The following is a 25,261-nucleotide window of genomic DNA, read 5'->3' on the forward strand; positions in this document are numbered from 1 at the left end:
ACCGCCTTCGGCTCGCCGCAGGATCGCGATGATCTGCGCCTCAGTGTATCTGCTTGTCTTCATTCGAAATCTCCTCGTTCATCTTGCCGAGAAAATTCTACTTTTGCAGCCCCTTAAATGCGGGGGGGATTACCCGGGCTTTTTGATGCCCCGGCTTTCGGTGTAGTATCCGAACCTCTTCGACATGATCGCGCTGAGCGTCCCTTTGGACTTTGAGCGCTCAATATGAGGAAACAGGCGACTCAGGCCCTGTTGGCGGCGAAGGGTAACGAGTTCTGGCAGGCCAATGTCAGTCAAGGCCCGATGCAGTGGAACGCTCCGAAAACCGTTGTCTGACTTCACTTCCTGCGAACCAATCTCGTTCTGGACCCGCACCGCCATGATCCCGGCGTCCGAGTAGAAGTCGTTCACCCTCAGTTGCAAAATTTCTTCCAGCCGCAAGCCCGCGTACATTGCGATAAGCGGGCACCAGAAAAGCGGCTCGTCTTGTTCTGCCAGCTCGTTTTGGAAGATTTCCGAGCCGAGTAGGGCGTAAATGTCTTCGCCCCAACCAACCCGTTCCACGCGCCGTTCGCTTCGCTTGCGCCGTTTGATCTCGGATGTGGTCAGCGTCCGCCCTTTGAACGGGTTCCCGTCAATCGCGCCGCTTTCGTGCGCATAGGCGAGGATTGCGTGCAATGCTTGCTGATGGCGCTTCATCGTTGTCGCGGACAGCCGCACGACACGGGCTGCGGCTGCGGCTTCTTCGATCTCACCGGGCGGCTTGCCCTCGCGTCGCAGCTTTTCAATCAGCTCATTGATCCCGATTGTGTCGTGCTCGTCGGCGTCTTCGATAAACTGGCGCGCGGTGCGCTTGTCCTTGGACGATTTTCCGAAGTTCTTCGGAAGTCTTTGAAGCCAATCGTTGAATTCGATGATTTCCTCTTTGCCGATATCGCACAGCGGCAGATCACCGACGATCTCAACGAACAATCGAACCGACGATTGCCAGTTGCGCAGCGAGGTCCGTTCGAAGTTCCGGCCCGTCGCGGCATCGGCTGTCTCATCTTCGCGCGCGAGCGTGTAGCCTTGGCAGCGAAGGGCCAGGTACTTATCGGCAAAGTCGGCAAACTTCTGGGTGCTGTTCTTTCGCGGCGCTGGCGCAGGCGATGACTTTGGTTCCAGCGCGGGCACCATTCCGATTTTTTGCGCCGCGTCCATTGCTTCTTTCAACGCAAGCGGGAAAGCGGCGTTGGCATCGGACGGGTCAAGGTTCAGCCGTTCGCAAGCGGCCAAATATTCCGACAATGTCGCACGGAAGGCATGTGTGTGCAGACCGAAATCAGCCACCACATAGTCGGCATAATAGTCATCGTTGGTTCGTGCGCCGTCACCGATATGGGCAAGGCGCGGGTGTTCCGGCTCGTTTTCTGGGTCGAAAAGTTCACCACATTTTGCCCAGTAGTCATCGCCGCGATCCTCCTCACAGGCGAGGGCATCGCGTTCTGCTTGGCACATTGCTTCCGCCTGTGGGCCATCTTCGACTTGTGGGGCTGGCTGCGCGTCCGCAAAGATCACCTTACCTTCGACACCGAGCGCCTTGCGCAAGTCCTGTTCCAAGATGCGATAGGCGCGCAGCTTGACCCCATCGGGGAAGCTGGACGCTGGCCCGTGGGCGATTTTCTCGATTAGAGAACGGAAATGCTTGGCCATAGTCATCGCTATGGCGTCCATCATGTCGGTATCAAATTCGTGTTCGTTCATCACTGCCTCGATCATCGCCCACGCACGCTCAAAATCCGCAGAGATGAAGGCACCGAGAATGCGGGCCTCTCTCTTGGAACGGGTGCGCAAGCTGACCGCCAAATGGCCGCGCGCTTGCAGGCTGGTACCATTGTCGCAACAAGGCACTGATATTTGGTTATTTTGTGATGGATGTATGACAATAACCGGATAGCGGCGGCGATACCACCACACGGCACCGCGTTTCGTCAGGTAAGCAATGCGTCCCATCTTTGGCTCCGACTCTTTGGGCGCAGTAAAAACCGCACTTTGGGGCACAGAGGGTTGAGAATGACGTTTCTAAGCAAAAAGCCCAGCTAAGTCACTGACTTTGCTGGGCTTTTTTGTGATTGGCTCCGGCGGTAGGGATCGAACCTACGACCAATTGATTAACAGTCAACTGCTCTACCGCTGAGCTACGCCGGAACATGGGGGCCGTATAGCAACCGGATTCGGAGAGGTCCAGAGGCTTTGTGACAAAAATTTAGGGAGAAGAGCATGTCGTTTAGGAGCGTGCGAATTTTGCGTCCGCATGCAATCTACCCACCGGCGCGACTTGGGATTTCTGCATCAAGTCGATAAGATGCGCGAGCACGTTGCGGCGGGCGGCGGGAAGAAGGTTCTGGGGAGTGTCGGCATAGACGCGGGCCGTGATTTCCGTTGTGTCAAGAGGCGCGTGGGAGAGGGTCTCTAGGATTGCCGTCTCGCGTGCCTTGCGATGCGCCACCAGCCAGTCAAGCCGGGCTTTGGGTTGCTCGATCGCGGCCCCATGACCGGGCAGGAAGCGCCGCGCCGACAGTCTGCCGAGCCGTTCGCAGGAACGCAGAAAGTCGGTCAGGTCGCCATCTGGCGGCGAGACCAGCGAGCTGGCCCAGCCCATCACCAGATCACCGGTCAACACGCTGTCGGCGATCTCGAAGCTCATGTGATTGCCGAAATGTCCCGGTGTCCAATGCGCGGTGATCTGCCAACCGTCACCTGTTATCCGCTCGCCGTCACAGAGCACCAAATCAGGGGTAAAATCCGCATCCACCCCTTCGCCACCGCCCATCAGCCCGCTCTGGGCAAGGTGCTGCATCATCGCGCTGCGCCCGGCCCGGGCATCGCCATAGGCGAGCACTGGCGCGCCAGTTTCGGCCGAGAGGCGTGCGGCGAGCGGCGAATGATCGAGATGCGCGTGGGTGACGAAAATGTGGCTCACGCTCTGGCCTGGAGCTATGGCATCCATGATCGCCGCAAGATGGGCCGGATTATCGGGGCCCGGGTCAATCACTGCAAGGCGCCCTGTGCCGACGAGATAGGTGTAGGTGCCCCAAAACGTCATGGGGGACGGGTTTGGCGCCAGAATGCGGCGAATATCCTGCCCGAGGTCCTCGGCGATGCCGGTGGGCGGGCTTTTTTCCTGGGTCGCTTGCATGGCTCTTCCTTCTGGCAGCACGCGCAGCTAGGTTTAGCCATGTCGCTGCGTTGGCTCAAACCCTATCTTCCGCGAAGCCTCTATGCTCGGGCGGTCTTGATCCTGCTGTTGCCGGTGATCACGCTGCTGTTGGTCGTATCGCTCGTGTTTGCCCAGAGGCTGTTTGACGACGTTACGCAGCAGATGGTCAAGACCGTGGCGCGCGAGGTGCGGCTGGTTCTGGACGAACCCGAGGGCAGTCCGGTGGCCGCAATGCTGGAAATCGACCGGCGGCGTGTGCCCGCATCCCAGATGCCAGAGGCCGATGACTATGATTGGTTCGACATTTCGGGCAGCGTGGTGGTCCGCGAACTGCGCAGCTATTTCGAGGATCTCGAGCGCGTTTCGCTGACCGACAATCAGTATGTCATGCTTTATTTTCAAAAGGATGGCGCGGTCACCGAGCTTGTATTCGACCGCCGCAGGGTCTCGGCGCGCCGACCCTACCAAGTGCTGCTCAATCTGGCCTTCTATGGCATCCTGATGACCGTTGTCTCTTATGTCTACATGCGAAAGCAGCTCAAGCCGATTACCCGCCTTGCAGAGGCCGCAGAGGCCTTTGGGCGCGGGCGGCATGTGCCTTATCGTGCGTCGGGCGCGCTAGAGGTGCGGGCGGCGGGCAATGCCTTTCTCGATATGCGGGCCCGATTGGAACGGCAGATGGAGCAGCGCACGCTGATGCTTTCGGGGGTAAGTCATGATCTCAGGACGCCACTGACCCGGCTGCGGCTGAGCCTTGCCATGCTGGAGGACGAGGAAGCGGCACCGATGCTGCGTGACGTGGTTGAAATGGAGCGCTTGCTGGACGGCTTTCTGGCCTTTGCGCGAGGTGCGCATGAGGGCGAGCCGGAGCCGGTTGATCCGATTGGCCTCGTGCGTCAGATTGTCGAAGACGCGCAACGGGCGCAGAACCCCGTGACCTTGATCGAAGCGCGGGGCGAAGGAACCGTGGCCTTGCGCGCCGAGAATATTCGACGGGCCGTAGAAAACCTGATCAACAATGCTGTGCGTTATGGCACGCAGGCAGAAGTTTCGGTCGTGATGACCGAAAAATCCTTGAGAATTAGGGTTGAGGATGACGGGCCGGGGATCCCTCCCGATAGTCGGGGTGACGCCATCAAGCCCTTTACGCGGCTCGAGCCGGCGCGCAATCAGAATCGCGGCATGGGCGTGGGATTGGGCCTGTCGATTGTGCTCGATGTGGCGCGGGCGCATGGCGGCACATTACGATTGGGAGAGAGCGCCCGTCTGGGCGGGCTCAGCGCGGATATCGTCATCGCGCGCTGAGGCACTTGGAAATTAAAATAAATCAGGTGCTTATCCGGCGCGTCTCTCGTCAAAGCTGAGTGCGATGAAGCTGGGAAGATGATCCCCAAGCCCCACGACACGCGGCCCGCCGCCATGATCCTGGCGCCCACGTCCTTCTCTTTGGCGCGGCGCATTTTCGTCATTGCGGTCGCGAGTTCTGTCCGGGCGGGCTTCATTTCGCTCTTGCCGAGGTTCGGGCGAGCGCTCGGACCGGCGTTCCTGTGGGCGTTCTGCCTGAGGGCTCGCTTCAACGGCCTGCTCGGCAGGTGCCTCGGGGGCCTTGCGAGCATTGGCGGGGCGCTCTTCGGATTTGCCACGGCTGACATTCCGCGTGCGGCGAGACTTGGTCGGGCGCTCGTCTGTGGCTTGCGGTTCTTCTGTTTCCGTCGTCGGCGGGGTGAAGGTCACGGGGCTTTCGACGCGCGGAATTTCCTTTTGAATCAATGCCTCTACACCGGCGAGATTCTTTTCGTCGCGCGGATTGCAGATCATCAGAGCCTTGCCGCTGCGACCGGCGCGACCGGTGCGGCCGATGCGATGGACGTAATCTTCGGCATGGCTGGGTACGTCGAAATTGAACACATGGCTGACCGCAGGCACATCAAGGCCACGCGCGGCCACGTCGGAGGCGATCAGAAAGCGCAGGGTGCCTGCGCGAAAGCCGTCGAGTGTGCGCGTGCGCTGGCTCTGATCGAGGTCGCCGTGAATGGGCGCCGCATCATAACCGTATTTTATCAAGGACTTGGCGACCACATCTACATCAATCTTGCGATTGCAGAAGATGATCGCATTGCTGCACGTGTCGCCTTCGCGGTCGATCAGGGCGCGCAGCAATCTGCGCTTTTCGCTATCGGCCTTGTCGCGGCGGGACGGTTTGAACATCACCACGCCCTGCTCGATGTTCTCGGAGGCGGTGGCCTGACGGGCAACTTCGACCCGGGCAGGGTTGGACAGGAAGGTATTGGTCACGCGCTCGATCTCGGGGGCCATGGTGGCCGAGAAGAAAAGCGTCTGGCGGGTGAACGGGGTCAGGCTGAAAATCCGTTCAATATCAGGGATAAAGCCCATGTCGAGCATGCGATCGGCCTCGTCCACGACCATGATCTGCACGCCGGTCAGCAAGAGCTTGCCGCGCTCGAAATGGTCGAGCAGACGACCCGGGGTGGCAATCAGAACGTCAACGCCCTTGTCGATCAGCTTGTCCTGCTCCTTGAAGCTGACGCCGCCGATGAGCAATGCCTTTGTGAGCTTCAAGTGCTTGGAATATGTATCAAAATTCTCGGCTACCTGAGCGGCCAGTTCGCGCGTGGGGCACAGAACGAGGCTGCGTGGCATCCGGGCGCGGGCGCGGCCGCGCGAGAGAAGCGAGAGCATCGGAAGGGTGAAACTGGCGGTCTTGCCAGTGCCGGTTTGAGCGATCCCGAGAACGTCGCGCCCTTCGAGGGCGTGGGGGATGGCTTCGGCCTGAATGGGGGTTGGCGTTTCGTAGCCGGCCTCTTCTATGGCTTTCAACACCTTGGGATTCAGGTTCAGATCGGAAAATTTTGTCATGTGTATCCGTAGTTTACGGACACAATCCTGGCCCGTACGTCTAATGCGGGTTCGGGCCCCTCATGGGCCTGTGGTTCTCCACATGGATGACCCGCTGCGCAGCGTTTACCTGAGAACGCGGTCAGCGTCAATGCACAGCGGATTCTTGGTAACAATGCCAAGGGTGCGCGCCAGGATTATGCTGCGTTTGGAGCCACTTACGTGTGTTTCGGAAAGTGGCGCAGGCGCTTGGCCTCAAGGTCGAGAGAGATGCGGTGCAGATGCCCGAAAGAGGCCAGCCGTTCCTGCAACTCCGGGGTGGCGGTGCAGACCTCGGTGAAGAAGCGGTGCAGGGCGGTTTCCCCGCCGTCCTCTTCGAGCATTTGAAAAAACTCATGCATATTAAAGGCATAGCCGTCGGAATGGGGCGCGGGTTTCAGCTCGGCACGATAGGAGCCCATGCTGAGCCGGTAGCGATAGGCGGCGAGCCAATGCTCCCATGTATCGGCGTGGTGATGGCAGAGGTATAGTTCATGTAATTCCTCAGCTTTGTCGTCCATCTGTTTGTTTATAAAGGCATTGTGGATGCGTAGAGTGATGTCGGGAAGGCCGGTGCGGACAAAGACCTTGCCCGCCACATGGCTGAGAAACCCGCCATTCAGATAGGGGCCGTAGCTGGGATAAATGGCGTTGGTTTGCGCCCGCCTTTCGGCCTGAGAGAGGGCGCAGGACTTGTAAGCTCTGTAAGGTTCGGCGCAGGTTTTGTAAGGTTCGGCGGCCAGTGCCTCGATCGGGCGGACGCGGGCGCTGATGCGGTTCGGCGCGACCTGTGACAGGCGGTCGGCGACGGTCATTTCGGACCAGAGGAATTCGTCCACGTCGATATGCGCGAGCCAATCGACCTGGGCCCGCCGGTTGAGGCAATGGGTGGCGTTGAGGGTCTGGCGGGACTGATGCTTGTCAGGGCGTCCCTTGCGTGACCGTCGCCGCCAATAGTCCTCGTCACAGAGGATGACGCGGCATTTGGGGTGGGCGCGCAGGGCGGCTTCGGCCTGCGGGTCGGGGGCATCAAGATAGACATGCACGCGGTGGGCGCCCAGATCGAGATGATGGGCGGCAAAGTTGAGCGTGTCGCGGGTGGGGGCCTTGATCGTGGCGACCACGCCCCAGGTGGGTGATGCGTTCATGGGCGCAGGATGCGGTCAAGCCGCAGGGCGCGCAAGGGGCGTCAGTCGAACTTGCGCGAGGGGGCCAGAACGGTGGCTTCGCCGATCAGAACCTTCTTGCCATTCACCAGGCACCGGCAATCGAGTTGCACGCGGCGCTTGCCATGGTCGATGCCGATCACTTCGACCTCGGCATGGACCATGTCGCCGGGGCGGACAGGGGCGAGGAACTTGAGGGTCTGGCCCATGTAGACGGTGCCATGCCCCGGCAGTTGCTCGCCGATCACGGCAGAGATGAGGCCCGCAGTCAGCATGCCGTGGGCGATGCGCCCCTCGAAAATGGTGTCCTGCGCGTAGTCGTCATCGAGATGCACCGGGTTGCGGTCGGTCGAGACCTCGGCAAACAGCTCGATGTCGCGGTCGGTCACGACTTTGCGCAGATGGCGGGTCATGCCCATCTCGATGTCTTCGATGCAGATCGTGCCGCGCGGCATATTGTCCAACATTCGCCCCTCCGGTGGGTTTGGTGGGTAATTATCGGGCGATATTTTGGCCCATGTTGGAATTTTATTACTTTGCGGTTGCAGAAAAATCAAGCGCTTTCTGTCATCGGAGGAAACCGATCGTGTAGGTGGGAGAGGCGTTTTCCTTTGAAAGATAAGCAGTTAGTGCCGCCTCGTCGGGTTGGTGCGACGTTTTGGTCTCATTGGCTGCAAGCCCGCCCGAGATGAAGAGGGAATCGATATCCTCGCCCATGGCGCCCGCCACATCGGTATGCACCCCGTCACCGATGGCGAGGATGCGGGTCTTGTCGACATCGCGGCCAAGCGACAGCAGGCGGCGGCGGGCGAGGTCGTAGATGGGCGGATGCGGTTTGCCGAAATAGAGGCTTTCCCCGCCCATTTCGGTGTAGAGGCGCGCGAGCGCGCCCGCGCACCATTCCCGCACCTCGCCGCGATCCACCACGATGTCGGGATTGGCGCAGAGGAGTTTCAGGCCCTTTTGCTTGGCATAGAGAAACTGTGGACGCAGGTCGGCGGGATCGGAATGGGGATCGAAAGGGCCGATGCAAACAATGCCTTCGGCCTCTTCCAGCGGAACGCGGGTGATCGGCACGGGGTTCTCGATCAGGTGAAGCGGATCGAAAAAGCGGTCATCGAAGGGTTGGCCAATGAACCAGACCTTTTCACCGACGACGCCCTGAAACATCGCGGCGCGGGCGCTGTCGCCAGAGGTGGCGATGGTATCCCAGGCGTCGCGGGGCACGCCAAAGCCGTCGAGCTGCTTTTCCACGCCGCCGCGCGCGCGGGGCGAATTGGTGACAAGCACCACGGTGCCGCCCTGCGCGCGATAGGATTTAAGGGCGGCCACCGCATCGGGCAGGGCGCGCACGCCGTCATGCACACAGCCCCAGAGATCGACAAAGAGCGCGTCATACTTGTCGGAAATGTCGGCGAGGGCGGTGATGAGGCGGGTCATTTGCGGCTCCTGTACTGGCTTTGGCGCAGATATGGCAGGGGTGCCGCCGTTTGGCCAGCGGCGGAATCGAGTATTTGGGCCAAGAAGAAGCGGGCGTGGTTCAGTGGCCGTGCGGACGCACGATGTGGTAATCGCCGCTGAGATAGGTCAGCGGTTTTTGCCCGGCATTGGTAAGCGCCGTCACGGTGCCAATGCAGATGGCGTGGCTGCCGTGGATGATCCGGTCGGTGAGCTGGCAGGAAAAGGCGGTCGCACGCGGCAGTACCGGGCCTTCGGGGCGGGGCGTGATTGGCAGACCATCAAACCTGGCGGCGGGATTGTCCGGCGAGGGGCCGGCAAAGGCGCGTGCCACCTCGACGGCATCCTCGGCCAAGACATTGACGCAGAAAGCGCCATTCTCGATCACCGCGCGGGCGATGCGGCTGTCGGTGCGCAGGCACACCAGCACCGAGGGTGGATCGGCAGAGAGCGAGGAAAAGGCGCTGACCGTGGCCCCGGCGCGGCCGGCCAGCCCGTCGGTGGTGACAACCGTCACGGTGGCCGCGACCTGCCGCATGGCGGCTAGAAAGGCGTCGCGGTCTACGCTGCGTGTGTCTGAGGTCACGGGTGCTGCTCCTGCTGGGGGCGGACCCTTTGGGTAGCCCCGAATTGTGGCGGGGTAAAGGAAATCCCGATCCGAGCGCGCAGGTAGCTTGGTTCCCGGGCGTTTCAAACGTGGTGGAGAAGAAAAAACCACGCAGGCCGGGCCTGCGTGGTCAGGGGGACGGTTGATCCGTCCTTGTGGTCTATTTCGTGATGATCTCTGGTCCCATCACCGCATTGGGCAGCGCGGTCGAGATCCATGGCACATAGGTGACGATGATCAGGAACACGAAGAGCACGGCGAGGAAGGGCAGGGCCGCACGCACCACCGCCATCATCGGCATGCCCGCCACACCGGAGGTCACGAAGAGATTGAGGCCGACGGGGGGCGTGATCATGCCGATTTCCATGTTCACCACCATGATGATGCCAAGATGAATGGGGTCGATGCCCAGTTCGATGGCGATGGGGAAGACCAGCGGCGCGACGATCACAAGAAGGCCCGACGGTTCCATGAACTGTCCGCCGATGAGCAGGATCACGTTCACCACGATGAGGAAGGTCACGGGCCCGAGCCCCGCGCCGAGCATGGCGTTGGCGATATGCTGGGGGATCTGTTCCTCGGTCAGCACATGCTTGAGGATGAGCGCGTTGGCGATCACGAACATCAGCATCACGGTCAGTTTGCCCGCGTCGAGCAGCGTCTTGCGGGTGTCGCGGTGGAAAAAGGCCGTGATGAGCGCCGTGGGGCGCTGATAGAGCGCCAGCGGGGCCTGGCCGTCGCCGCGTGCCAGCGGCCCCATGTCACGATAGACGAAGGAGGCCACGAGGAAGGCATAGACCGCGGCCACGGCTGCTGCCTCGGTCGGGGTGAAGATGGCGCCCGTGACGCCGGGGATGCCGTAGATCCCGACCATGATGATGACGATCAGGAAGAGGCCCCAGAACGCCTCGCGGAAGCTGTCGAGCATTTCTCCGACGCCGCGCCATTCGCCCTTGGGCATGTTCTTGAACTTGGCGATGACATAGATGGTGACCATCAGCATCGTGCCCGCGAGCAGGCCCGGCAGGACGCCCGCCAGGAACATTCGTCCCACGGAAACATCGGTGGCGCTGGCATAGACCACCATCACGATGGACGGGGGAATGAGGATGCCGAGCGTGCCTGCGTTACAGATCACACCGGCCGCGAATTCCTTGGTATAGCCCAACTGGCGCATCGCCGCGATGACGATGGTGCCGATGGCCACCACCGTGGCGGGGGACGAGCCCGAGAGGGCCGCGAACATCATGCAGGCCAGCACGCCTGCGATGGCCATGCCGCCGGGCAGGTGCCCCACGCAGGCGATGGCAAAGCGGATGATGCGTTGCGCCACGCCGCCGGTCGACATGAAGGACGAGGCCAGCACGAAGAAGGGAATGGCCAGCAGCGTGAAATGCCCGACGAACGCGTTGAGCAGCGTGCCCGCGATGGAGGCCAGCGACGTGTCGGAATATATCAGCATGAAGATCGTGGAACTGAGCCCGAGCGAGATGGCGATCGGCACGCCGATCAGCATGAGGCCCACGACCATGGAAAAGAGCAGGACGACGTCCATCAGTTTTGTCCCCCTTGGGCGTTACGGGCTTCGGCCGCGCGCAGTTGTTCGATCTCGTCCTCGACCTCGTGGCTGGCGATCAGGCGATCGCTCTTGCCGCTCCAGATGGCGAGGGCGACCTGGGTAAAGCGCAGCACCAGAAGGAAAGCCGAGAGCGGCAGAACGAGATAGGGCACCACCTTGGGCAATTTCTCGTAAGGGTCGCCGTAGTTGATCAGGTCTTCGAGAAAGCGCAACACGGCCAGCATGGGCACGTCCTGCACCTCGTAAAAGCTCTGGGAGCGGGCGGAGGTGTCGAACCCGGTCGGGAACCAGCGGCCGGAGGTGGGGGGCAGATCGGCAAAGACGGCCCAGTAATCGTAGCACCCCTTGAGCAAGAGCAGCGAGAAGAAGAGGCAGGCCCCGACCGCCAGCAGCCCCACGAGCCGGCGCGCGGGGGCGGAGAGCAGGTTGATGACTGCGTCCACGCCCAGATGCGCGTGTTTCTTGACCGCGTAGGAGGCGCCCAGAAGAACCAGCCAGCCGAACATGAACACGGTCAGTTCGAGCGCCCAGAGGATATTCGTGTTGAACACATATCGGGCGATGACATTGGCGAAGGTCAGCAATGTCATCATCCCCAGGAGAGCGGCGATCACCGTCTCCTCGATATGGTCGATTAGCCCAGTCTTGTGCTGCATCGTCCCATTCCCAGATTTTGTGATTGATTGCGGGCTGCAGGACGGGCGGTTTCCGTGGAAATCCGCCCGCTGCACCCAATGGCCCGCCCGAACAGGGGCGGGCCGCACCGTTAAAGCCGGATCAGCTGCTGGAGTTTGCCGCTACGGCAGCGTCGATGTTTTCCTGACCCACGTCTTCTTTGAACTTGTCCCAGACGGGGTTCATCGCCTCGACCCACTTGGCGCGCTGTTCGGGGGTCAATTGGCGCACAACGCCACCGGCGTCGATGATGGCTTGTTTGGCCTCTTCGTCGACCTTGGTGGATTCGGCGTTGCGGACTTCGGTCACTTCCTTGACGATGGTCAGGAACTGGTCGCGCACATCGGCGTCAAGGCTGTCGAGGAAATCGACGCTGGTCACGACGAGATAGTCGATGATGCCGTGGTTGGTCTCGGTGGTGCCGTCCTGCACCTCGAAGAACTTTTGCCCGTAGATATTGGACCAGGTGTTTTCCTGACCATCCACAACGCCCTGTTGCAGCGCGCCGTAGACCTCGGAGAAGGCCATTTTCTGCGGGCTGCCGCCGATGGCTTCCATCTGGGCCACGAGCACGTCAGAGGATTGCACGCGGAACTTGAGGCCATTGGCGTCCGACGGATCGAGGAGGGGTTTGTTGGCCGACATCTGCTTCATGCCGTTGTGCCAGTAGGCGAGACCCTGGAGGCCGCGACGCTGCATCGAATCGAGCATGGCCTGGCCGGTTTCGGAGGCCTGGAAGCGGTCAACCGCCGCGACATCGGTGAAGAGGAAGGGCAGGTCGAAGAGGCGGAACTGCTTCGTGAACTTCTCGAATTTCGAGAGAGAGGGCGCGGCCAGTTGCACATCGCCCTGAAGCATCGCCTCAAGCACCTTGTCATCGTCATAGAGGGTGGAGTTGGGGAACACCTCCATGCACATCTTGCCGTTCATCTCCTCGTTGACGCGCGTTTGCAGCAAGGAGGCGGCGATGCCCTTGGGGTGTTTGTCGGTGTTGGTGACGTGGCTGAACTTGACGACGATTTCGCCGTCGTCGCATGCGGCCATTGCGGCGCCCGCGCCAACGGTCAGAGCCAGTGCCGAGACGGCAGCGGTCAGGAATTTCATGTGGGTCTCCTCCCAAGTCAAACTGTTTTGGACTGCGCCCGGAGCGGGCGCGGTGCTGACAAAGTGAGAGAAAGCGGAGTTCCGCTCAAGACTTTGTGCAATCTCTGTGCGGGATGCCTGATTTGTGACGGATTTACAGAGGCTTGCGCGGCGTTTTCAGGATAGCGGGTTTGCGCCTGCTGCATGGCTTGTGCGAAATCCCGCACGGGCTTTGGCGGGCTTGTGCGGAAATTCGCACAAACCGGCGTGCGCCTAGCGCCGGTAATCCTCGGGGCGAATCCCGTAGCGGGCGAGCTTGTCGTAGAAGGTCTTGCGCGGGAGTTTGAGCGCCTCGGCGGCCTGTGCCGCGCGCCCGTTCTGCCGCCCCAGGGCCGCGATCAGGAGCGAGCGCTCGACCCGCGCCATCTGTTCGGCAAGGCCCAGTTCCGCCGCTTCGGCGGCGCTGTCGGGCATCCCCAGCACGAAGCGCATGGCCGCCGACATGAGCGAGCGGGCATTGCCGGGCCAATCCTGCGCCATGAGGGCGGCGAGATGGTCGGGGCCGATCTCGGGCGCGGACAGCCCGGCCTGTTCGGCGGCCTGCGCGACGTAGTGGCGAAACAGGACGGGAATATCCTCGGGACGCTCGGAGAGGGCGGGGATGCGCACGCGCATGACTTCGAGCCGGTAGTAGAGATCGGCGTTGAAGCGGCCCGTGCGCGCCGCCTCTTCGAGATCGGCGGTGCTGCCGGCGATGAGCCGGGTTTCGGAGCCGGATTCGATGCGGTCGAGAAGGGCGTATTGGCTGTCCATCGGCAAGGCGAGGATTTCATCGAGAAAGAGCGAGCCGCCATGCGCGGCCAGGAGGGCCGCGTCCAGCGCCGGAGGATCGAGCCGGGCGGCGGCGCGTTTGACAAAGGGGCCACTGGCGCGGGGCGACATGAGGTGAATGACCTCTGCCACCTTGGACACGCCCGCGCCGGGGGGGCCGATCACCAGCGTTTCGGTGCCCGCGCGGGCCGCCTGGCGCACGGTCTGGCGCATGTCCTCGGCCACGCGCGAGGTGCCAAACAGCATCCGCGCCGCCGGATCGCCGGTTTCGAGCTGGGCCTTGAGGCGGCGGTTTTCGAGCACCAGCGCGCGGTTTTTCAGCGCCCGGTCGAGGACCGGGATCAGGGCATCGGGCGCGCAGGGCTTTTCGAGGAAATCGAAGGCCCCTTGCCCCATCGCCTTGACCGCCATGGGAATATCGCCTTCGCCGGTCAGGAGGATCACCGGCAATTCATCGTCAAGCGCGCGGGTATGGGCCAGAAGGTGAAAGCCGTCGCGCCCCGGCATGCGGATGTCCGACAGGATCACGCCCGCGAAATCGCGGCTGATGTGATCCTTGGCCTCGATAAAGGAGCCAGCGGCGCGCACGGTGTATTCGGCCAGTTCCAGCGTCTGGCTGAGCGCCTCGCGCACGGGCCTGTCATCATCGACCACGAGGACATTGCGGATCATGCGGCACCTTTTTCCTGAGCGTCCGGATCTTGCCATGGTTCCAGCGCCACGGTGAATTCGGCCCCGGTGCCGGTGTTGCGGCCTGTGATCTTGCCACCAAAGCTCTGGACGAGACCGTAGGAGATCGAGAGGCCAAGGCCCATGCCCTCGCCGTCGCCCACGAGTTTGGTGGAATAGAAGGGATCGAAGATCTTTTCGGGCTCTTCGATGCCGGGGCCAGTGTCGCGCAGGCAGAGCGTGACGGGGGAACCGGGCGTGAGGCTGATGGTGAGGCGTTTGTCGGTGCTTTTGGCCATGGCATCGGCGGCATTGGTGATGAGATTGACCATGACCTGACCCAGACGCACCTCGCCGCCGCGCACCCAGACGGGGCCGGGGGGCGGTTGCCAGTCGAGGGTGATGGAATCGTTGGCAAGGCGTGCGCCGGTCATTTCGAGCGCCGTGTCGGTCACGCGGGCCATGTCGACCCGTCCCATCGGTTCGTTTTCATTGCGCACAAAGGCGCGCAGGTTGCGGATGATGCGGCTCATGCGGTGGGCCATCTCGTCGATGCGGCTGAGGTTCTCGGCGGCGCGCTCAGGCTCGCCACGTTGCAGGAACGCGCCGCCATTGGCGGCGAATTGACGAATTGCCATGAGGGGTTGGTTGAGTTCGTGGCTGATGCCGGCACTCATCTTGCCAAGCGCGCTGAGTTTGCCCGCCTGCACGAGTTCGGCCTGTGCGCGCTTGAGCGCGGCCTCGGCCTCTTTGCGCTCGCGAATCTCGTGGCGCAGGGCGAGGTTGGTGCGGGTGAGGGTGGCGGTGCGGTCGGCGACGCGGCTCTCGAGCAGGGCATTGGCGCGCGCCAGCGTGCGGCGGCGTTCCTGTGCGAGAAAGAGCAACGTGCCAAAAAAGAGCAGCACGCCCGCCACGGCGCCTGCCTGAAGCCCGGCGATGCGGCGGGCGGGGGCCACGTTGACGAGCGCCGCGCCCGTCATGCCGATGCGCGGCAGGCTCTGGCTGATTTGCAGCGCGCGGCGGGGCAGGTAGGGGCCGAGGTCAATCTGCCAGATGTCGTACCCGGCTGTCTGGCTGAGGCCAAAGGGGATGGGCGTGCCCCCCGGCGGAATGAGCACCGTGTCTTGCGGCACCTTGCGCCAGCCCAGGAGTTCGGAGCGGTTGGAGAGAAAGACGCGCCCCTGATCATCCATCAGGAACACCGCCGTTTGCAGCCCGCGCCAGCCGAATTCGACCGCTTCGGCATCGGCAATGGCGATGAGCGCGCCGCGCACCTTGCCATCGGGGCCAAAGGAGGGCGCAGCAAATTGAAAGCGCCGTTCGGAGGCGTCGGCGCTCATGCTGTGACCGGTGCCAAGCGCGCCGTCCATGGCGCGCAGGAACGGGGCGGAATTGACGAGGCCCTCGGGCAGGCGCGCGCCGGTGCCCGCGAGCAGGTTGCCGCGCCGGTCGACGTAATAGAGCCCTGTCGCGCCGGTGCGGTCGGCGGAGGCGGTCAAAAGCCGGCGGGCGGCGGAATCCTGATGCCGGGTGTCGGGGCGATTGAGGGCGGTCAAGGTGGGATGATCGGCCAGCGCCACCGCCTGATCGCGGTAGCGTTGCAGGTCCGACACGAGGCCGCCCAGCACCAGCGCCATATCGGCACTGCCGCGCCGCTCGAGATCCGAAAGCGCCGCGCGGTAGCCATAGTGCCAGAGCGCGCCGGTGATCAGCCCCACGGCCAGCAGAAAGGGGGTGATGATCACGAAAAGAGGAGACTTGGGCAACATGGTGTCAATCTATCAGCGCCTTCGCGCCCTTGGCCAGTGGCAAAGCCAGAGGTCAGGCGCGGCCCGCATCCGAGGACAGCATGATCGGTGAGATGCCAAGGCGGGTCAGCGCGGTTTCCCACTTGGCGGGGTTGGGCGTGTCGAACACCACCGATACATCGGCGTTGCAGGTCAGCCAGCCGTTTTGCGCCAATTCGGATTCGAGCTGTCCCGGCCCCCATCCCGCATAGCCAAGCGCCAGAAGCGCGCGCTCGGGGCCAGTGCCGCGCGCCAGGTCCTCCAGAATGTCGAGCGTGGCGGTCATGGCGAAGTCGTCGTTCACCTTGAGCGAGGTCAGGGTGGACTGATAGTTCCTGTCATGGAGCACGAATCCGCGCCCATGTTCGACCGGGCCGCCGAAATGCACCGGTAAATTGCGGGTTTGGCCGGTTGCTGCAATCGAGAGTTGTTCAAGCAGGTCGCGCAGCCGAAGATCGCTGGTGGGCTTGTTGATGATCAGCCCCATCGCGCCATCGGCCGAATGAGCGCAGAGAAGCACGACCGAATGGGCAAAGCGCGGATCCCCCATGCCGGGCATGGCTATGAGCAATTTGCCTGTCAGATCCATATCTTGGCTGATTTCGGTCACGGGTGGTCCCTGTGCTGTTCTCTCTTGAAAATGGGGGGCGCGGGCCGGGGGTGCAAGCGGTCTCTTCAACCTTTGGCAAGAATTCTCGCCGGATTGTGAGTTGGCATTCGCCGCGGAATGGCCCATGTCAGCGGCATGATACAGGTTTTGCGCACGATTTTTCTGGCCGCTCTCTCGGTTCTGGTGCCCGTCACGGGCGCGCGGGCGCAAGAGGATATGGTCGCGGTCAGCATCGTCAACGGCTGGCAGATGGCCGATGGCAGCCATGTGGCGGCGTTGAAATTCGTGCTGGCGGACGGGTGGAAAACCTATTGGCGTGCGCCGGGTGAGGCGGGGATTCCGCCGCAGTTCGTTTGGCGCGGATCGCGAAACCTGGCACGGGCCGAGATCGAATGGCCAACGCCGAAACAGACCATGACCAATGGCATGCGCACGATCGGTTATGAGCATGTGCTGGTCCTGCCGCTGCGTCTGACGCCGGAGCGCGTGGGCCAGCCGATCACGCTGAGCGTCGATATGGAAATCGGGGTATGCAGCGATATTTGCGTGCCGGTGTCACTGACGGTGACGCAACCGCTGGATGGCGGGCAGCGGCGGCCTGATCCGCAGATTGCCGCCGCACTGGCCGCGCGCCCCTATACCCAGGCAGAGGCCGGTGTCGGGCGGGTGGCGTGCAAGGTCTCGCCCATCGAGGGTGGCGGCGTGCATCTGGTGGCGGAGGTCGATGTCGCGGCGATGGGGGCGCAGGAGATGGTTGTGGTCGAGACCGGCAATCCCGCGCTCTGGGTTACGCAAGCCGAGAGCGTGCGGCAGGGCAACCGTCTGCGTGCCGAAGCCGAGATCTTTCATGCCGAGGGGCGGGGCTTCATGCTTGATCGTGGCGGGCTGCGGCTGACGATCCTGAGCACTGGCGATGCGGTTGATATCCGGGGTTGTCCGGCGGGGTAGCGCGGGCCTTTGGCGGGTGAGGGGCCGTGCGTGCCTGTCAGGTAGACCTGCGCAGGCATCTTAGAGTATCCGTTGCTCCTGATTGGGGTCACATCGGCCCGAGGCCCGGCGCTGTCTTGGCGAGGGCCGGGGTCAAGCCCGGGACAGGTGTATTTCAGATAGGACGCACCATGCGCTAGACCGAGCGGGCGCGCAGCGGTCGGCCATCGGGCAGCGAGATATTGGCCACCTGTTCGGAAATCGGATCATTGACGAGGGGATGCGCCTGGGCGCGGAAATCCTCGGGGTTGCGCATTTTCTGCCAGCGGTTGCCGACATAGACCTCGAGCCCGGAAAAGGCGGCCTTGTAGCCCATCTTGGGGCTGCCGGGCACCCAATAGCCGAGGTAGACGTAAGGCAGGTCATTCTCGCGGGCGATGTCGATGTGATCGAGGATCACATAGGTGCCGAGCGAGGCGCTGATCCGGTCGGGGTCGTAAAAGGAATAGACCATGCTGACCCCGTCATCGAGGATATCGGTCAGGCAGACGGCGGTCAGCGCGCCGCTTTCGGCGTCGGCATATTCCACGACGCGGGTGCGGATGGGGGTTTCCTCGACCATGGCGGCGAATTCGAACGTGTCCATATCGGCCATGCCGCCGGTCGCGTGGCGGCATTCGAGATAGCGGCGAAACAGGCTGTATTGTTCCTCGGTCGCCCAGGGCGAGGTGGCCCGCCGCTTGAGGCCCGCGTTGCGGCGCAGGGTGCGGCGCTGGCTCTTGGAGGGGGTGAATTCGGCCACGTTGATGCGCGCCGAGAGACAGGCGGCGCAATCGGCGCAGGAGGGGCGGTAGAGCACGTTCTGCGAGCGGCGAAAGCCCTGTTTCGACAGCCCGTCATTGAGGCGCTGCGCACCTTCGCCTTGCAGCGCGGTAAAGAGCTTGCGCTCCATACGGCCCGGCAGATAGGGGCAGGGTTGCGGCGCCGTCACATAGAACTGGGGCGCGATGGGAAGGGTATGCCGCATGGTTGATCCGAACTCTCTCTTGGGCGGACGATAACAACGATAAAGCGCCCCGCCAAGAGGCTTGTCATGGGGGCGTTACATGGCGGCGCGGCGGTTGATCGCAACGCAGCCCATCACCCGGTCGGTCAGGCCCTGCGCACGTTCGCCCGTGAGCATGAGCACGATCGAGATGACCTGAAGGATCGGGATGGCCAGCGACACGGTAAAGCCCAGCGTGTGCAGGAAAGCCTGAGACAAATCAAACCGCACGCCGGTCGCATCGCGGAATTCGATGGCCGCAAGCCGCATGCCCCAGGTGGCCGAGCCGTTGGCGAGGGTCACGACCCGGTAGGCAAACCCCACCACGGTCATCAGGATGGGAAAGAAGAAAATCCCGGTGAAGGCGGTCAAGGGCACGATGAGAAGGCTGAGACCGATGATCACGACCGTATCGACGACAAAGGCCAGGAGCCGCTTGAGCGGCACATCGGCATAGAACTCCGGCTGGGTGTCGGGATTGGGCAGGCGCCAGCTTGTGTCGGTCATGGTCTTTGTCCTTGTTGCGCCCTCAAGGTTGGGGGCGCGGGCGGGCATTGCAAGGGTCAGGCGGTGAATTCCGCAAGGGTCGCGCCGGAAATCTCGAGGAGGCGCGCGGGATCAATGCCGAAGAGATGCCGGGGCGTGCCTGCGGCGGCCCAGACCGTCGGAAAGGTCAGAAGGTGCGGATCGAAGAAAGCGCGCGGCGGGGTGAGATGGCCCAAGGGGGCCACGCCGCCGATGGCAAAGCCGGTCTGCGCGCGGATGAGGGCGGCATCGGCCTTGCCCAGCGGTTCCCCTGCCAGCGCCGAGGCGCGGGTATCATCGACACGGTTTGCGCCGGAGGTCACAAAGAGCAGCGCCGCGCCGCTGGTTTCGCCGCGAAACATGATGGATTTGGCGATTTGCGCGATGGTGCAGCCCACGAGGTCGGCCGCCATTTGCGCCGTGGTGGCATCCCCGATCTCTTGTGGGGTGATGTCGAGCCCCGCTGTTTGCAGGGCCAAGGTCACACGTCTGAGGCTCTTGCTCATGATCTTCTCCGATTTTTTCACAGTATTTCAGGCGCGTGGGGCATTGACCAGCCTCGCGCGGCTTGTATCACTCGGGACATGAATTTTCTTGATCGCCTCACCCGCTTGCCGCGCGCCTTTGATCCAGCCGAGGGAGAGGAGGCGCGTGCTGTCTTGCCCGGTCTTGACCCCAGGCTGTCGGATCTGCTGGCGGGGGCGGCAGGGTGCAGCCCGTTTCTGAAATCGCTGATCCTGCAAGAGGCGGCGTGGCTGGGGGGGGCGTTTGACGATCCCGAGGCGGCCTTGGCCGATCTCGTCGAGGCGTTGAAGGAGACCCCGGCCGAGCGTCTGGGCTCTGCGCTGCGCGAGGGCAAGCGGCGCGTGGCGTTGATTGCCGGGCTGGCCGATCTGGGCGGCGTCTGGCCGCTGGAAGAGGTTACGGGGCATCTGACGGAGTTTGCCGATCTGGCCTGTGATCTGGCGCTGAAAGCGGCGCTGGCGGCAGAGATCAAGCGCGGCAAGCTGCCGGGGATGACCGAGGCGGAAATCGCCACGGGGGCCGGCATGGTGGTGCTGGCCATGGGCAAGATGGGCGCGCATGAGCTGAATTACAGCTCTGACATCGACCTTATCTGCCTCTTTGACGAAACGCGGCTGGCGCGCGAGGATTTCCACGAGGCGCGCGCCGCCTATGTGCGGGCCACGCGCAAGATGTCGGCGATGCTGAATGATCGCACCGCCGAGGGCTATGTGTTTCGCACCGATCTGCGGTTGCGCCCGGATTCGGGGGTGACACCCGTCTGTATGGCGATGGCCGCCGCCGAGACCTATTACGAGAGCCTGGGGCGCACATGGGAACGCGCGGCCTATATCAAGGCGCGGCCCTGCGCGGGGGATCTGGCGGCGGGCGAGCGGTTCTTGGCCACGCTCAAGCCCTTTGTCTGGCGCAAGCATCTGGATTTTGCCGCCATCGAGGATGCCCATAACATGCGGCTCGCCATTCGCGAGCACAAGGGTCTGGGCGGATCGCTCTGCCTTGAGGGGCACAACATGAAGCTGGGGCGCGGCGGGATCCGCGAGATCGAGTTCTTTACCCAGACCCGGCAGTTGATCGCGGGCGGGCGCGATGCCGATCTGCGGGTGCGTGGCACGGTCGCGGGGTTGGCACGGCTGGCGGAAAAGGGGTGGGTGCCCGAGGCGGCGGCAGAAACGCTGACCGGGCATTATCGTTTTCACCGCGAGGTCGAACACCGGGTGCAGATGTTGCGCGATGCGCAGACCCATTTGCTGCCCAATTCGGCAGAGGAGTTTGACCGGCTGGCGGCCTTCATGGGCCGTGACACGTCCGAGTTGCGCGCCGAGATCGTGGCGCGGCTGACCGAGGTGCATGATCTGATCGAAGGGTTTTTCCGCCCCGAAGAGGCACCGGCGACACCAGAGGCGGCCGAGGCGCTGAATGGCGATGTGATTGCCCGCTGGCCGAGTTACCCGGCGCTGCGGTCGGATCGGGCGGTGCAGATCTTCAAGCGGTTGAAGCCTGATATTCTGGGGCGGCTGGCGCGCACCGCGCATCCCAACGAGGCGCTGTTGGCGTTTGACGGGTTTCTGGCAGGGTTGCCCGCCGGGGTGCAGGTGTTTTCGCTGTTCGAGGCCAATCCGCAGTTGATTGATCTGCTGGTCGATATTGTCGGCACGGCGCCCGCGCTGGCCGCGCATCTGTCGCGCAATGCGGGGGTGTTCGACGCTGTGATCGCGGGGGATTTCTTTGCCGATTGGCCGGGGCAGGCGGCGCTTGAGGCGGATCTCGTGGCGCGGATGGCGGCGGAGACCGATTACGAGCGCGCGCTCGATGCGGCGCGGCGCTGGCGCAAGGAGTGGCATTTCCGGATCGGGGTGCATCATCTGCGCGGGTTGACGGGGGCCGACCGGGCGGCGGCGCAATATGCCGATCTGGCGGGTGCTGCGATTACGGGCATCTGGCCGATGGTTCTGGCGCAATTCGCGGAGAAGCATGGTGCGCCCCCGGGGCGTGGTGCCGTGGTGCTGGGCATGGGATCGCTGGGCGCGGCGCGGCTCAATGCCGGGTCGGATCTTGATCTCATCGTGATCTATGACGCGGGCGAGGCTGAAAGCTCGGATGGGCGCAGACCCTTGGCCGCACGGCCCTATTATGCGCGCCTCACACAGGCGATGATCACGGCGCTGACGGCACCCATGGCCGAGGGGCGGCTCTACGAGGTGGATATGCGGCTGCGCCCATCGGGCAATCAGGGGCCGGTGGCGACGAGTTGGCCGAGTTTCCAGAGCTATCAGCAGGAGGAGGCCTGGACCTGGGAGCATCTGGCGCTGACACGGGCGCGGGTGATCACGGGCGAGGCAGGGCTGGCGCGGGATGTCGAGGCATTCCGCGAGCGGTTGATTGCCGAGAAGGGTGACCCCGAGGCGGTGCTCGAGGCGGTGGCCGAAATGCGCGCGCGCGTGGCGAGCGCCAAGGCGCCTGCCGGGCCATGGGATGCCAAGCTGGGGGCGGGGCGGCTCTTGGAATTGGAGCTGGTGTCGCAGGCGGGCAATCTGATGGCCGGGCAGGCGGCGCGCGATGTGACCTCCGGCTTTGCCGGTGGTGTCGCAATCGGCTGGCTGAGTGACGGGGATGGCGCAGCGCTTGGCGCGGCTTATGCGCTTTGCTGGCGCGTGCAGATGGTGGCGCGGTTGATCAGCGACAAGCCGCTCGAGCCCGAGCGTATGGGCGAAGGCGGGGCGGCGTTCCTGCTGCGCGAGACCGAGCAAGAGGGGCTGGCGATGTTGCAGGAGCGTCTGGAAACGCTGTGCCAACGCGCGGCGCAGGTGATGGATGCGGCGCTGATGCGCCTGCCCAAGGGACGATGAGAGATGACGCGTGATCCGATGGACCCCAAGGGGTTGATCTACGAATCCTACCGGATCGAGGGGATTACCGAGCCGGAGTGCCGGTCGGTGTTCCTTGATTGGGCGCTGTCGCTGCCGGTGGGGCAGGAGGTACAGGGCGCGATTGCCGAGATGGTCGCGCACTATGGCGGCGAGCATCCGGACCACCCGATGACCCGTGTCTTGCGGGAGGGGTTGGTCAGCGCCGCCCCGGCGCGCAGGCGGGGGGGATGGCGTTCGCGTCCGCGCGAGGGCGAAGGGCAAAGCTGATCTTGCGTGTTCTTGCAAGGAAATGCTCTCGCCCCGGTGGCGTCTGACACTGTAAAACACCGAGTTTGTCTAAAATGCGCCCTAATTCGGCGTCATCCATAGGTTGCGAATTTAGGCACAGCCCATGGAGGAACACATGAGCTATTTGAGATTTATCGCTGTGGCGATCATGGGATTGGGCCTGTCGGCCTGCGGCAGCGTCGATACGGCAACCCGGAATGCTCCCTTGGAGGGGCCCTCGCTACAGGCGGCGGCGGTGCCGTTGGATATTCAGCAAATTCGGGTCAACGTGCCCAAGTCGCTCAAGGTCTCGGAGGCCAACAGCTATTACCCCATGGGTGATATCGTCTGGCGCGAGGACGCGCCGGGGGATCGCCATGCGCAGGTCAAGGCGATTTTCGAGGCGGCGTTGACGCGCGGTGTCGGCGGCGGCGTCCCGGGCGGGATTCCCGCGGTGCTCGATGTTCAGGTGACGCGGTTTCATGCGCTGAGCGAGAAGGCGCGCTATACCATCGGCGGCATGCATACGATCCAGTTTACCGTGACTCTGCGCAATCCGGAAACCGGGGTGCCCTATGGCCCGGCCAAGCCGGTCAAGGCCAGTTTCAAGGCCTATGGCGGGCAGGTGGCGATTGACGCGGAGCGGCGTGGTCAGACTCAGAAGGTGCGGATCACCGATCATCTGGTGAAGGTGATCCGGGGCGAACTGGGGCTGCCGGCGCACCCCGAGAGCGATCTCGTTGCGGCGCTGAGCGTCGGCCAGTAAATCTGATCTTTTCCAAGAGCTGCAAACGGCGTAAGGGGGCGGTATGACACCGCCCCCTTATCCTGTGATCCGCCTTCGCCCGAATGTCGAGCCGCGCGCCATCCGTCATGGTGCGCCTTGGGTATTCGATAATGAAATCGTGACCGATCGGCGCACCAAGGCGCTGGCGGCGGGCACAATTGCCCTTCTGGAAGATGCCGACCGCGCGCCTCTGGGTTTGGTCGCGGTCAACATGGCCTCGAAGATCATGGCCCGGATGATGGAGCGCGATGTGAGCGTGGCCATCGACCGCGCCTGGCTGGTGGCGCGTCTGACCCGTGCCTTTGAGATGCGCGCGCGGTTGCATGAGGCGCCCTATTACCGGCTGGTGCATGCCGAGGCGGACGGGTTGCCCGGTGTGGTCATCGACCGCTTTGACGATATTGCCGTCATTCAGCCAAACGCGGCCTGGGCCGAGGCGATGCTGGAGGATCTGGTATCGGCGGTCCAAGAGGTGACAGGCGTCGGAACCGTGCTCAAGAACGCCGGGGGCCGGGCGCGGGGCCTGGAAGGGCTTGACGATCAGAGCGCGGTTCTGGCGGGGGCGGCGCCCGAGGGGCCGTTGCCGGTGCCGATGAACGGTGCCATTTACATGGCCGATCTTCTGGGCGGGCAAAAGACGGGTTTGTTCTATGACCAACGCCCCAATCACGCCTTTGCGGCGAGGTTGGCGCGCGGTGCGCGGGTGCTCGACGTCTTTAGCCATGTTGGCGGGTTTTCCCTGGCGGCCCTGGCGGCGGGGGCGGAACATGCGCTGGCGGTCGATGGATCGGAGCCGGCGTTGGGCCTTGCGGCGCAGGGCGCGGCGCGCATGGGGCTGGCCGAGCGGTTGCAGACGCGGCGCGGCGATGCCTTTGACGTGATGGAGGCGCTGGCCACCGAGGGCGCGCAGTTCGACGTTGTGATCTGCGATCCACCCGCCTTTGCGCCCAGCAAGCAGGCGCTGGAAAAGGGGCTGCGCGCCTATGAGCGTGTGGCGCGGCTGGCGACGCCATTGGTGGCGCCGGGTGGATACCTGGGGCTGTGTTCCTGTTCGCATGCGGCGGATCTGTCCAAGTTTCGGTCTGCCTGCACGCGCGGGATCGGGCGCGCCGGGCGGTCGGGGCCGCTCATCCACACCGGATTTGCCGGGCCGGATCATCCGTTGCATCCCAATCTGGCGGAATCGGGGTATCTCAAGGCGCTGTTCTATCGGCTATGAAGGTGCTGCTGGATACCTGCGTGATCTATCCCACGGTGATGCGGGAAATGATCCTGGGGGTCGCGGCAGGTGGTGCATTCGAGCCGCTCTGGTCGGAGCGGATCATCGGCGAATGGCTGCGCGCCGTGGTCAAACTCGGGCCGGGGGCCGAGGCGCAGGCGGCGGGTGAGGCGGCGCTCATGGCGGCACGCTGGCCGCGTGCGCGTGTGAGTTATCCGCCTTCTCTGGAGGCGCGGCTGTGGTTGCCTGATCCGGCGGACCGGCATGTGCTGGCGGCAGCGATTGCGGGGTCTGCCGACGGTATCCTTACCCTGAACGCCCGCGATTTTCCGCGTCACACCCTGGCCGAAGAGGGGGTGTGGCGGGCGGATCCCGATGGCTTTCTGCACGGCATATGGCAGGCGCAACCGGCGCTGGTGGCAAAGGTGGCCGAGGAGGTGCTGGAGAAGGCGCGGGCGCTGTCGACAGGCGATTGGCAGCTGCGCGCACTGTTGAAAAAGGCCAAGTTACCGCGTCTGGCCAAGGCGCTTGCGGCCTGAT

At 63.4% G+C, this 25,261-nt stretch carries 23 protein-coding genes and 1 tRNA gene; 7 read left to right on the forward strand and 17 right to left on the reverse strand.

Annotated features, from left to right (window positions below):
• Positions 1–129: 129 nt before the first annotated feature.
• The 3 genes from MVC20_RS05520 to MVC20_RS05530 form a co-directional block, all read right to left on the reverse strand.
• Complete coding sequence (locus MVC20_RS05520) at positions 130–1,992, reverse strand: hypothetical protein (protein WP_297539261.1); 1,863 nt, start codon at positions 1,990–1,992, stop codon at positions 130–132.
• Positions 1,993–2,112: 120 nt separating this feature from the next.
• A tRNA-Asn gene (locus MVC20_RS05525) sits at positions 2,113–2,187 on the reverse strand.
• A gap of 79 nt (positions 2,188–2,266) precedes the next feature.
• Positions 2,267–3,178, reverse strand: a complete 912-nt coding sequence (locus MVC20_RS05530) for an MBL fold metallo-hydrolase (RefSeq protein WP_297539263.1) — start codon at positions 3,176–3,178, stop codon at positions 2,267–2,269.
• Between the two features lie 39 nt (positions 3,179–3,217).
• Between MVC20_RS05530 and MVC20_RS05535 the strand changes: the two genes are divergently transcribed.
• Positions 3,218–4,504 carry an ATP-binding protein gene (locus MVC20_RS05535; RefSeq protein ID WP_297539265.1) on the forward strand — a complete coding sequence of 429 codons (1,287 nt, stop codon included), beginning with the start codon at positions 3,218–3,220 and terminating at the stop codon, positions 4,502–4,504.
• A 30-nt stretch (positions 4,505–4,534) separates the two neighbouring features.
• Here the strand turns inward: MVC20_RS05535 and MVC20_RS05540 are convergent, their stop codons facing one another.
• The 11 genes from MVC20_RS05540 to MVC20_RS05590 form a co-directional block, all read right to left on the reverse strand.
• Positions 4,535–6,076, reverse strand: coding sequence for a DEAD/DEAH box helicase (locus tag MVC20_RS05540; RefSeq protein WP_297539267.1), 1,542 nt, complete (start codon positions 6,074–6,076; stop codon positions 4,535–4,537).
• A 197-nt stretch (positions 6,077–6,273) separates the two neighbouring features.
• Positions 6,274–7,242, reverse strand: coding sequence for a glycosyltransferase family 2 protein (locus tag MVC20_RS05545; protein WP_297539269.1), 969 nt, complete (start codon positions 7,240–7,242; stop codon positions 6,274–6,276).
• Positions 7,243–7,283: 41 nt separating this feature from the next.
• Positions 7,284–7,727 (reverse strand): MaoC family dehydratase, encoded by a 444-nt coding sequence (locus MVC20_RS05550; RefSeq protein ID WP_008282995.1) that lies wholly within the window; start codon positions 7,725–7,727, stop codon positions 7,284–7,286.
• A 100-nt stretch (positions 7,728–7,827) separates the two neighbouring features.
• Positions 7,828–8,700, reverse strand: coding sequence for a TIGR01459 family HAD-type hydrolase (locus MVC20_RS05555; protein WP_297539272.1), 873 nt, complete (start codon positions 8,698–8,700; stop codon positions 7,828–7,830).
• Positions 8,701–8,800: 100 nt separating this feature from the next.
• Complete coding sequence (locus tag MVC20_RS05560) at positions 8,801–9,304, reverse strand: flavin reductase family protein (RefSeq protein WP_297539274.1); 504 nt, start codon at positions 9,302–9,304, stop codon at positions 8,801–8,803.
• 181 nt (positions 9,305–9,485) lie between these two features.
• Entirely contained in the window at positions 9,486–10,880 is a 1,395-nt protein-coding gene (locus MVC20_RS05565; protein ID WP_297539276.1) for a TRAP transporter large permease, read from the reverse strand.
• On the reverse strand, positions 10,880–11,560 hold the full coding sequence (locus tag MVC20_RS05570) for a TRAP transporter small permease (RefSeq protein ID WP_297539277.1): 681 nt from the start codon (positions 11,558–11,560) through the stop codon (positions 10,880–10,882). The genes MVC20_RS05565 and MVC20_RS05570 overlap by 1 nt, the downstream gene beginning before the upstream one ends.
• A gap of 121 nt (positions 11,561–11,681) precedes the next feature.
• Positions 11,682–12,683 carry a DctP family TRAP transporter solute-binding subunit gene (locus MVC20_RS05575; protein ID WP_297539279.1) on the reverse strand — a complete coding sequence of 334 codons (1,002 nt, stop codon included), beginning with the start codon at positions 12,681–12,683 and terminating at the stop codon, positions 11,682–11,684.
• Positions 12,684–12,935: 252 nt separating this feature from the next.
• Positions 12,936–14,165, reverse strand: coding sequence for a sigma-54 dependent transcriptional regulator (locus MVC20_RS05580; protein ID WP_297539281.1), 1,230 nt, complete (start codon positions 14,163–14,165; stop codon positions 12,936–12,938).
• Complete coding sequence (locus tag MVC20_RS05585; protein ID WP_363320705.1) at positions 14,162–15,907, reverse strand: ATP-binding protein; 1,746 nt, start codon at positions 15,905–15,907, stop codon at positions 14,162–14,164. The genes MVC20_RS05580 and MVC20_RS05585 overlap by 4 nt, the downstream gene beginning before the upstream one ends.
• 76 nt (positions 15,908–15,983) lie before the next feature.
• The gene (locus MVC20_RS05590) at positions 15,984–16,538 is read right to left on the reverse strand and encodes a YqgE/AlgH family protein (RefSeq protein ID WP_297539356.1); all 555 of its coding nucleotides are present in this window, start codon (positions 16,536–16,538) and stop codon (positions 15,984–15,986) included.
• 156 nt (positions 16,539–16,694) lie between these two features.
• Here MVC20_RS05590 and MVC20_RS05595 point away from each other — a divergent pair, with 156 nt between their 5' ends.
• Entirely contained in the window at positions 16,695–17,507 is an 813-nt protein-coding gene (locus MVC20_RS05595; protein ID WP_297539285.1) for a protein-disulfide reductase DsbD domain-containing protein, read from the forward strand.
• Between the two features lie 175 nt (positions 17,508–17,682).
• Here the strand turns inward: MVC20_RS05595 and MVC20_RS05600 are convergent, their stop codons facing one another.
• From MVC20_RS05600 to MVC20_RS05610, 3 genes are all read right to left on the reverse strand, one after another.
• Positions 17,683–18,513 carry an arginyltransferase gene (locus MVC20_RS05600; protein ID WP_297539287.1) on the reverse strand — a complete coding sequence of 277 codons (831 nt, stop codon included), beginning with the start codon at positions 18,511–18,513 and terminating at the stop codon, positions 17,683–17,685.
• 75 nt (positions 18,514–18,588) lie between these two features.
• Positions 18,589–19,038, reverse strand: coding sequence for an RDD family protein (locus MVC20_RS05605; RefSeq protein WP_297539289.1), 450 nt, complete (start codon positions 19,036–19,038; stop codon positions 18,589–18,591).
• 56 nt (positions 19,039–19,094) lie between these two features.
• On the reverse strand, positions 19,095–19,562 hold the full coding sequence (locus MVC20_RS05610; RefSeq protein WP_297539291.1) for a YbaK/EbsC family protein: 468 nt from the start codon (positions 19,560–19,562) through the stop codon (positions 19,095–19,097).
• Between the two features lie 78 nt (positions 19,563–19,640).
• Here MVC20_RS05610 and MVC20_RS05615 point away from each other — a divergent pair, with 78 nt between their 5' ends.
• The 5 genes from MVC20_RS05615 (at position 19,641) to MVC20_RS05635 (ending at position 25,260) form a co-directional block, all read left to right on the forward strand.
• Positions 19,641–22,427 carry a glutamine-synthetase adenylyltransferase gene (locus tag MVC20_RS05615; protein ID WP_297539293.1) on the forward strand — a complete coding sequence of 929 codons (2,787 nt, stop codon included), beginning with the start codon at positions 19,641–19,643 and terminating at the stop codon, positions 22,425–22,427.
• A 3-nt stretch (positions 22,428–22,430) separates the two neighbouring features.
• Entirely contained in the window at positions 22,431–22,715 is a 285-nt protein-coding gene (locus MVC20_RS05620; protein ID WP_297539295.1) for a hypothetical protein, read from the forward strand.
• Positions 22,716–22,851: 136 nt separating this feature from the next.
• Complete coding sequence (locus MVC20_RS05625; RefSeq protein ID WP_297539297.1) at positions 22,852–23,481, forward strand: DUF6778 family protein; 630 nt, start codon at positions 22,852–22,854, stop codon at positions 23,479–23,481.
• Positions 23,482–23,524: 43 nt separating this feature from the next.
• Positions 23,525–24,721 (forward strand): RSP_2647 family RNA methyltransferase, encoded by a 1,197-nt coding sequence (locus tag MVC20_RS05630; RefSeq protein ID WP_297539299.1) that lies wholly within the window; start codon positions 23,525–23,527, stop codon positions 24,719–24,721.
• A complete protein-coding gene (locus MVC20_RS05635; protein ID WP_297539301.1) occupies positions 24,718–25,260 on the forward strand; it encodes an RSP_2648 family PIN domain-containing protein in 543 nt (180 codons plus the stop codon). Before MVC20_RS05630 ends, MVC20_RS05635 begins: the two co-directional genes overlap by 4 nt.
• Position 25,261 lies beyond the last annotated feature (1 nt).

Source organism: Roseovarius sp. (genome assembly GCF_027019125.1).
Lineage (GTDB): Bacteria > Pseudomonadota > Alphaproteobacteria > Rhodobacterales > Rhodobacteraceae > Roseovarius.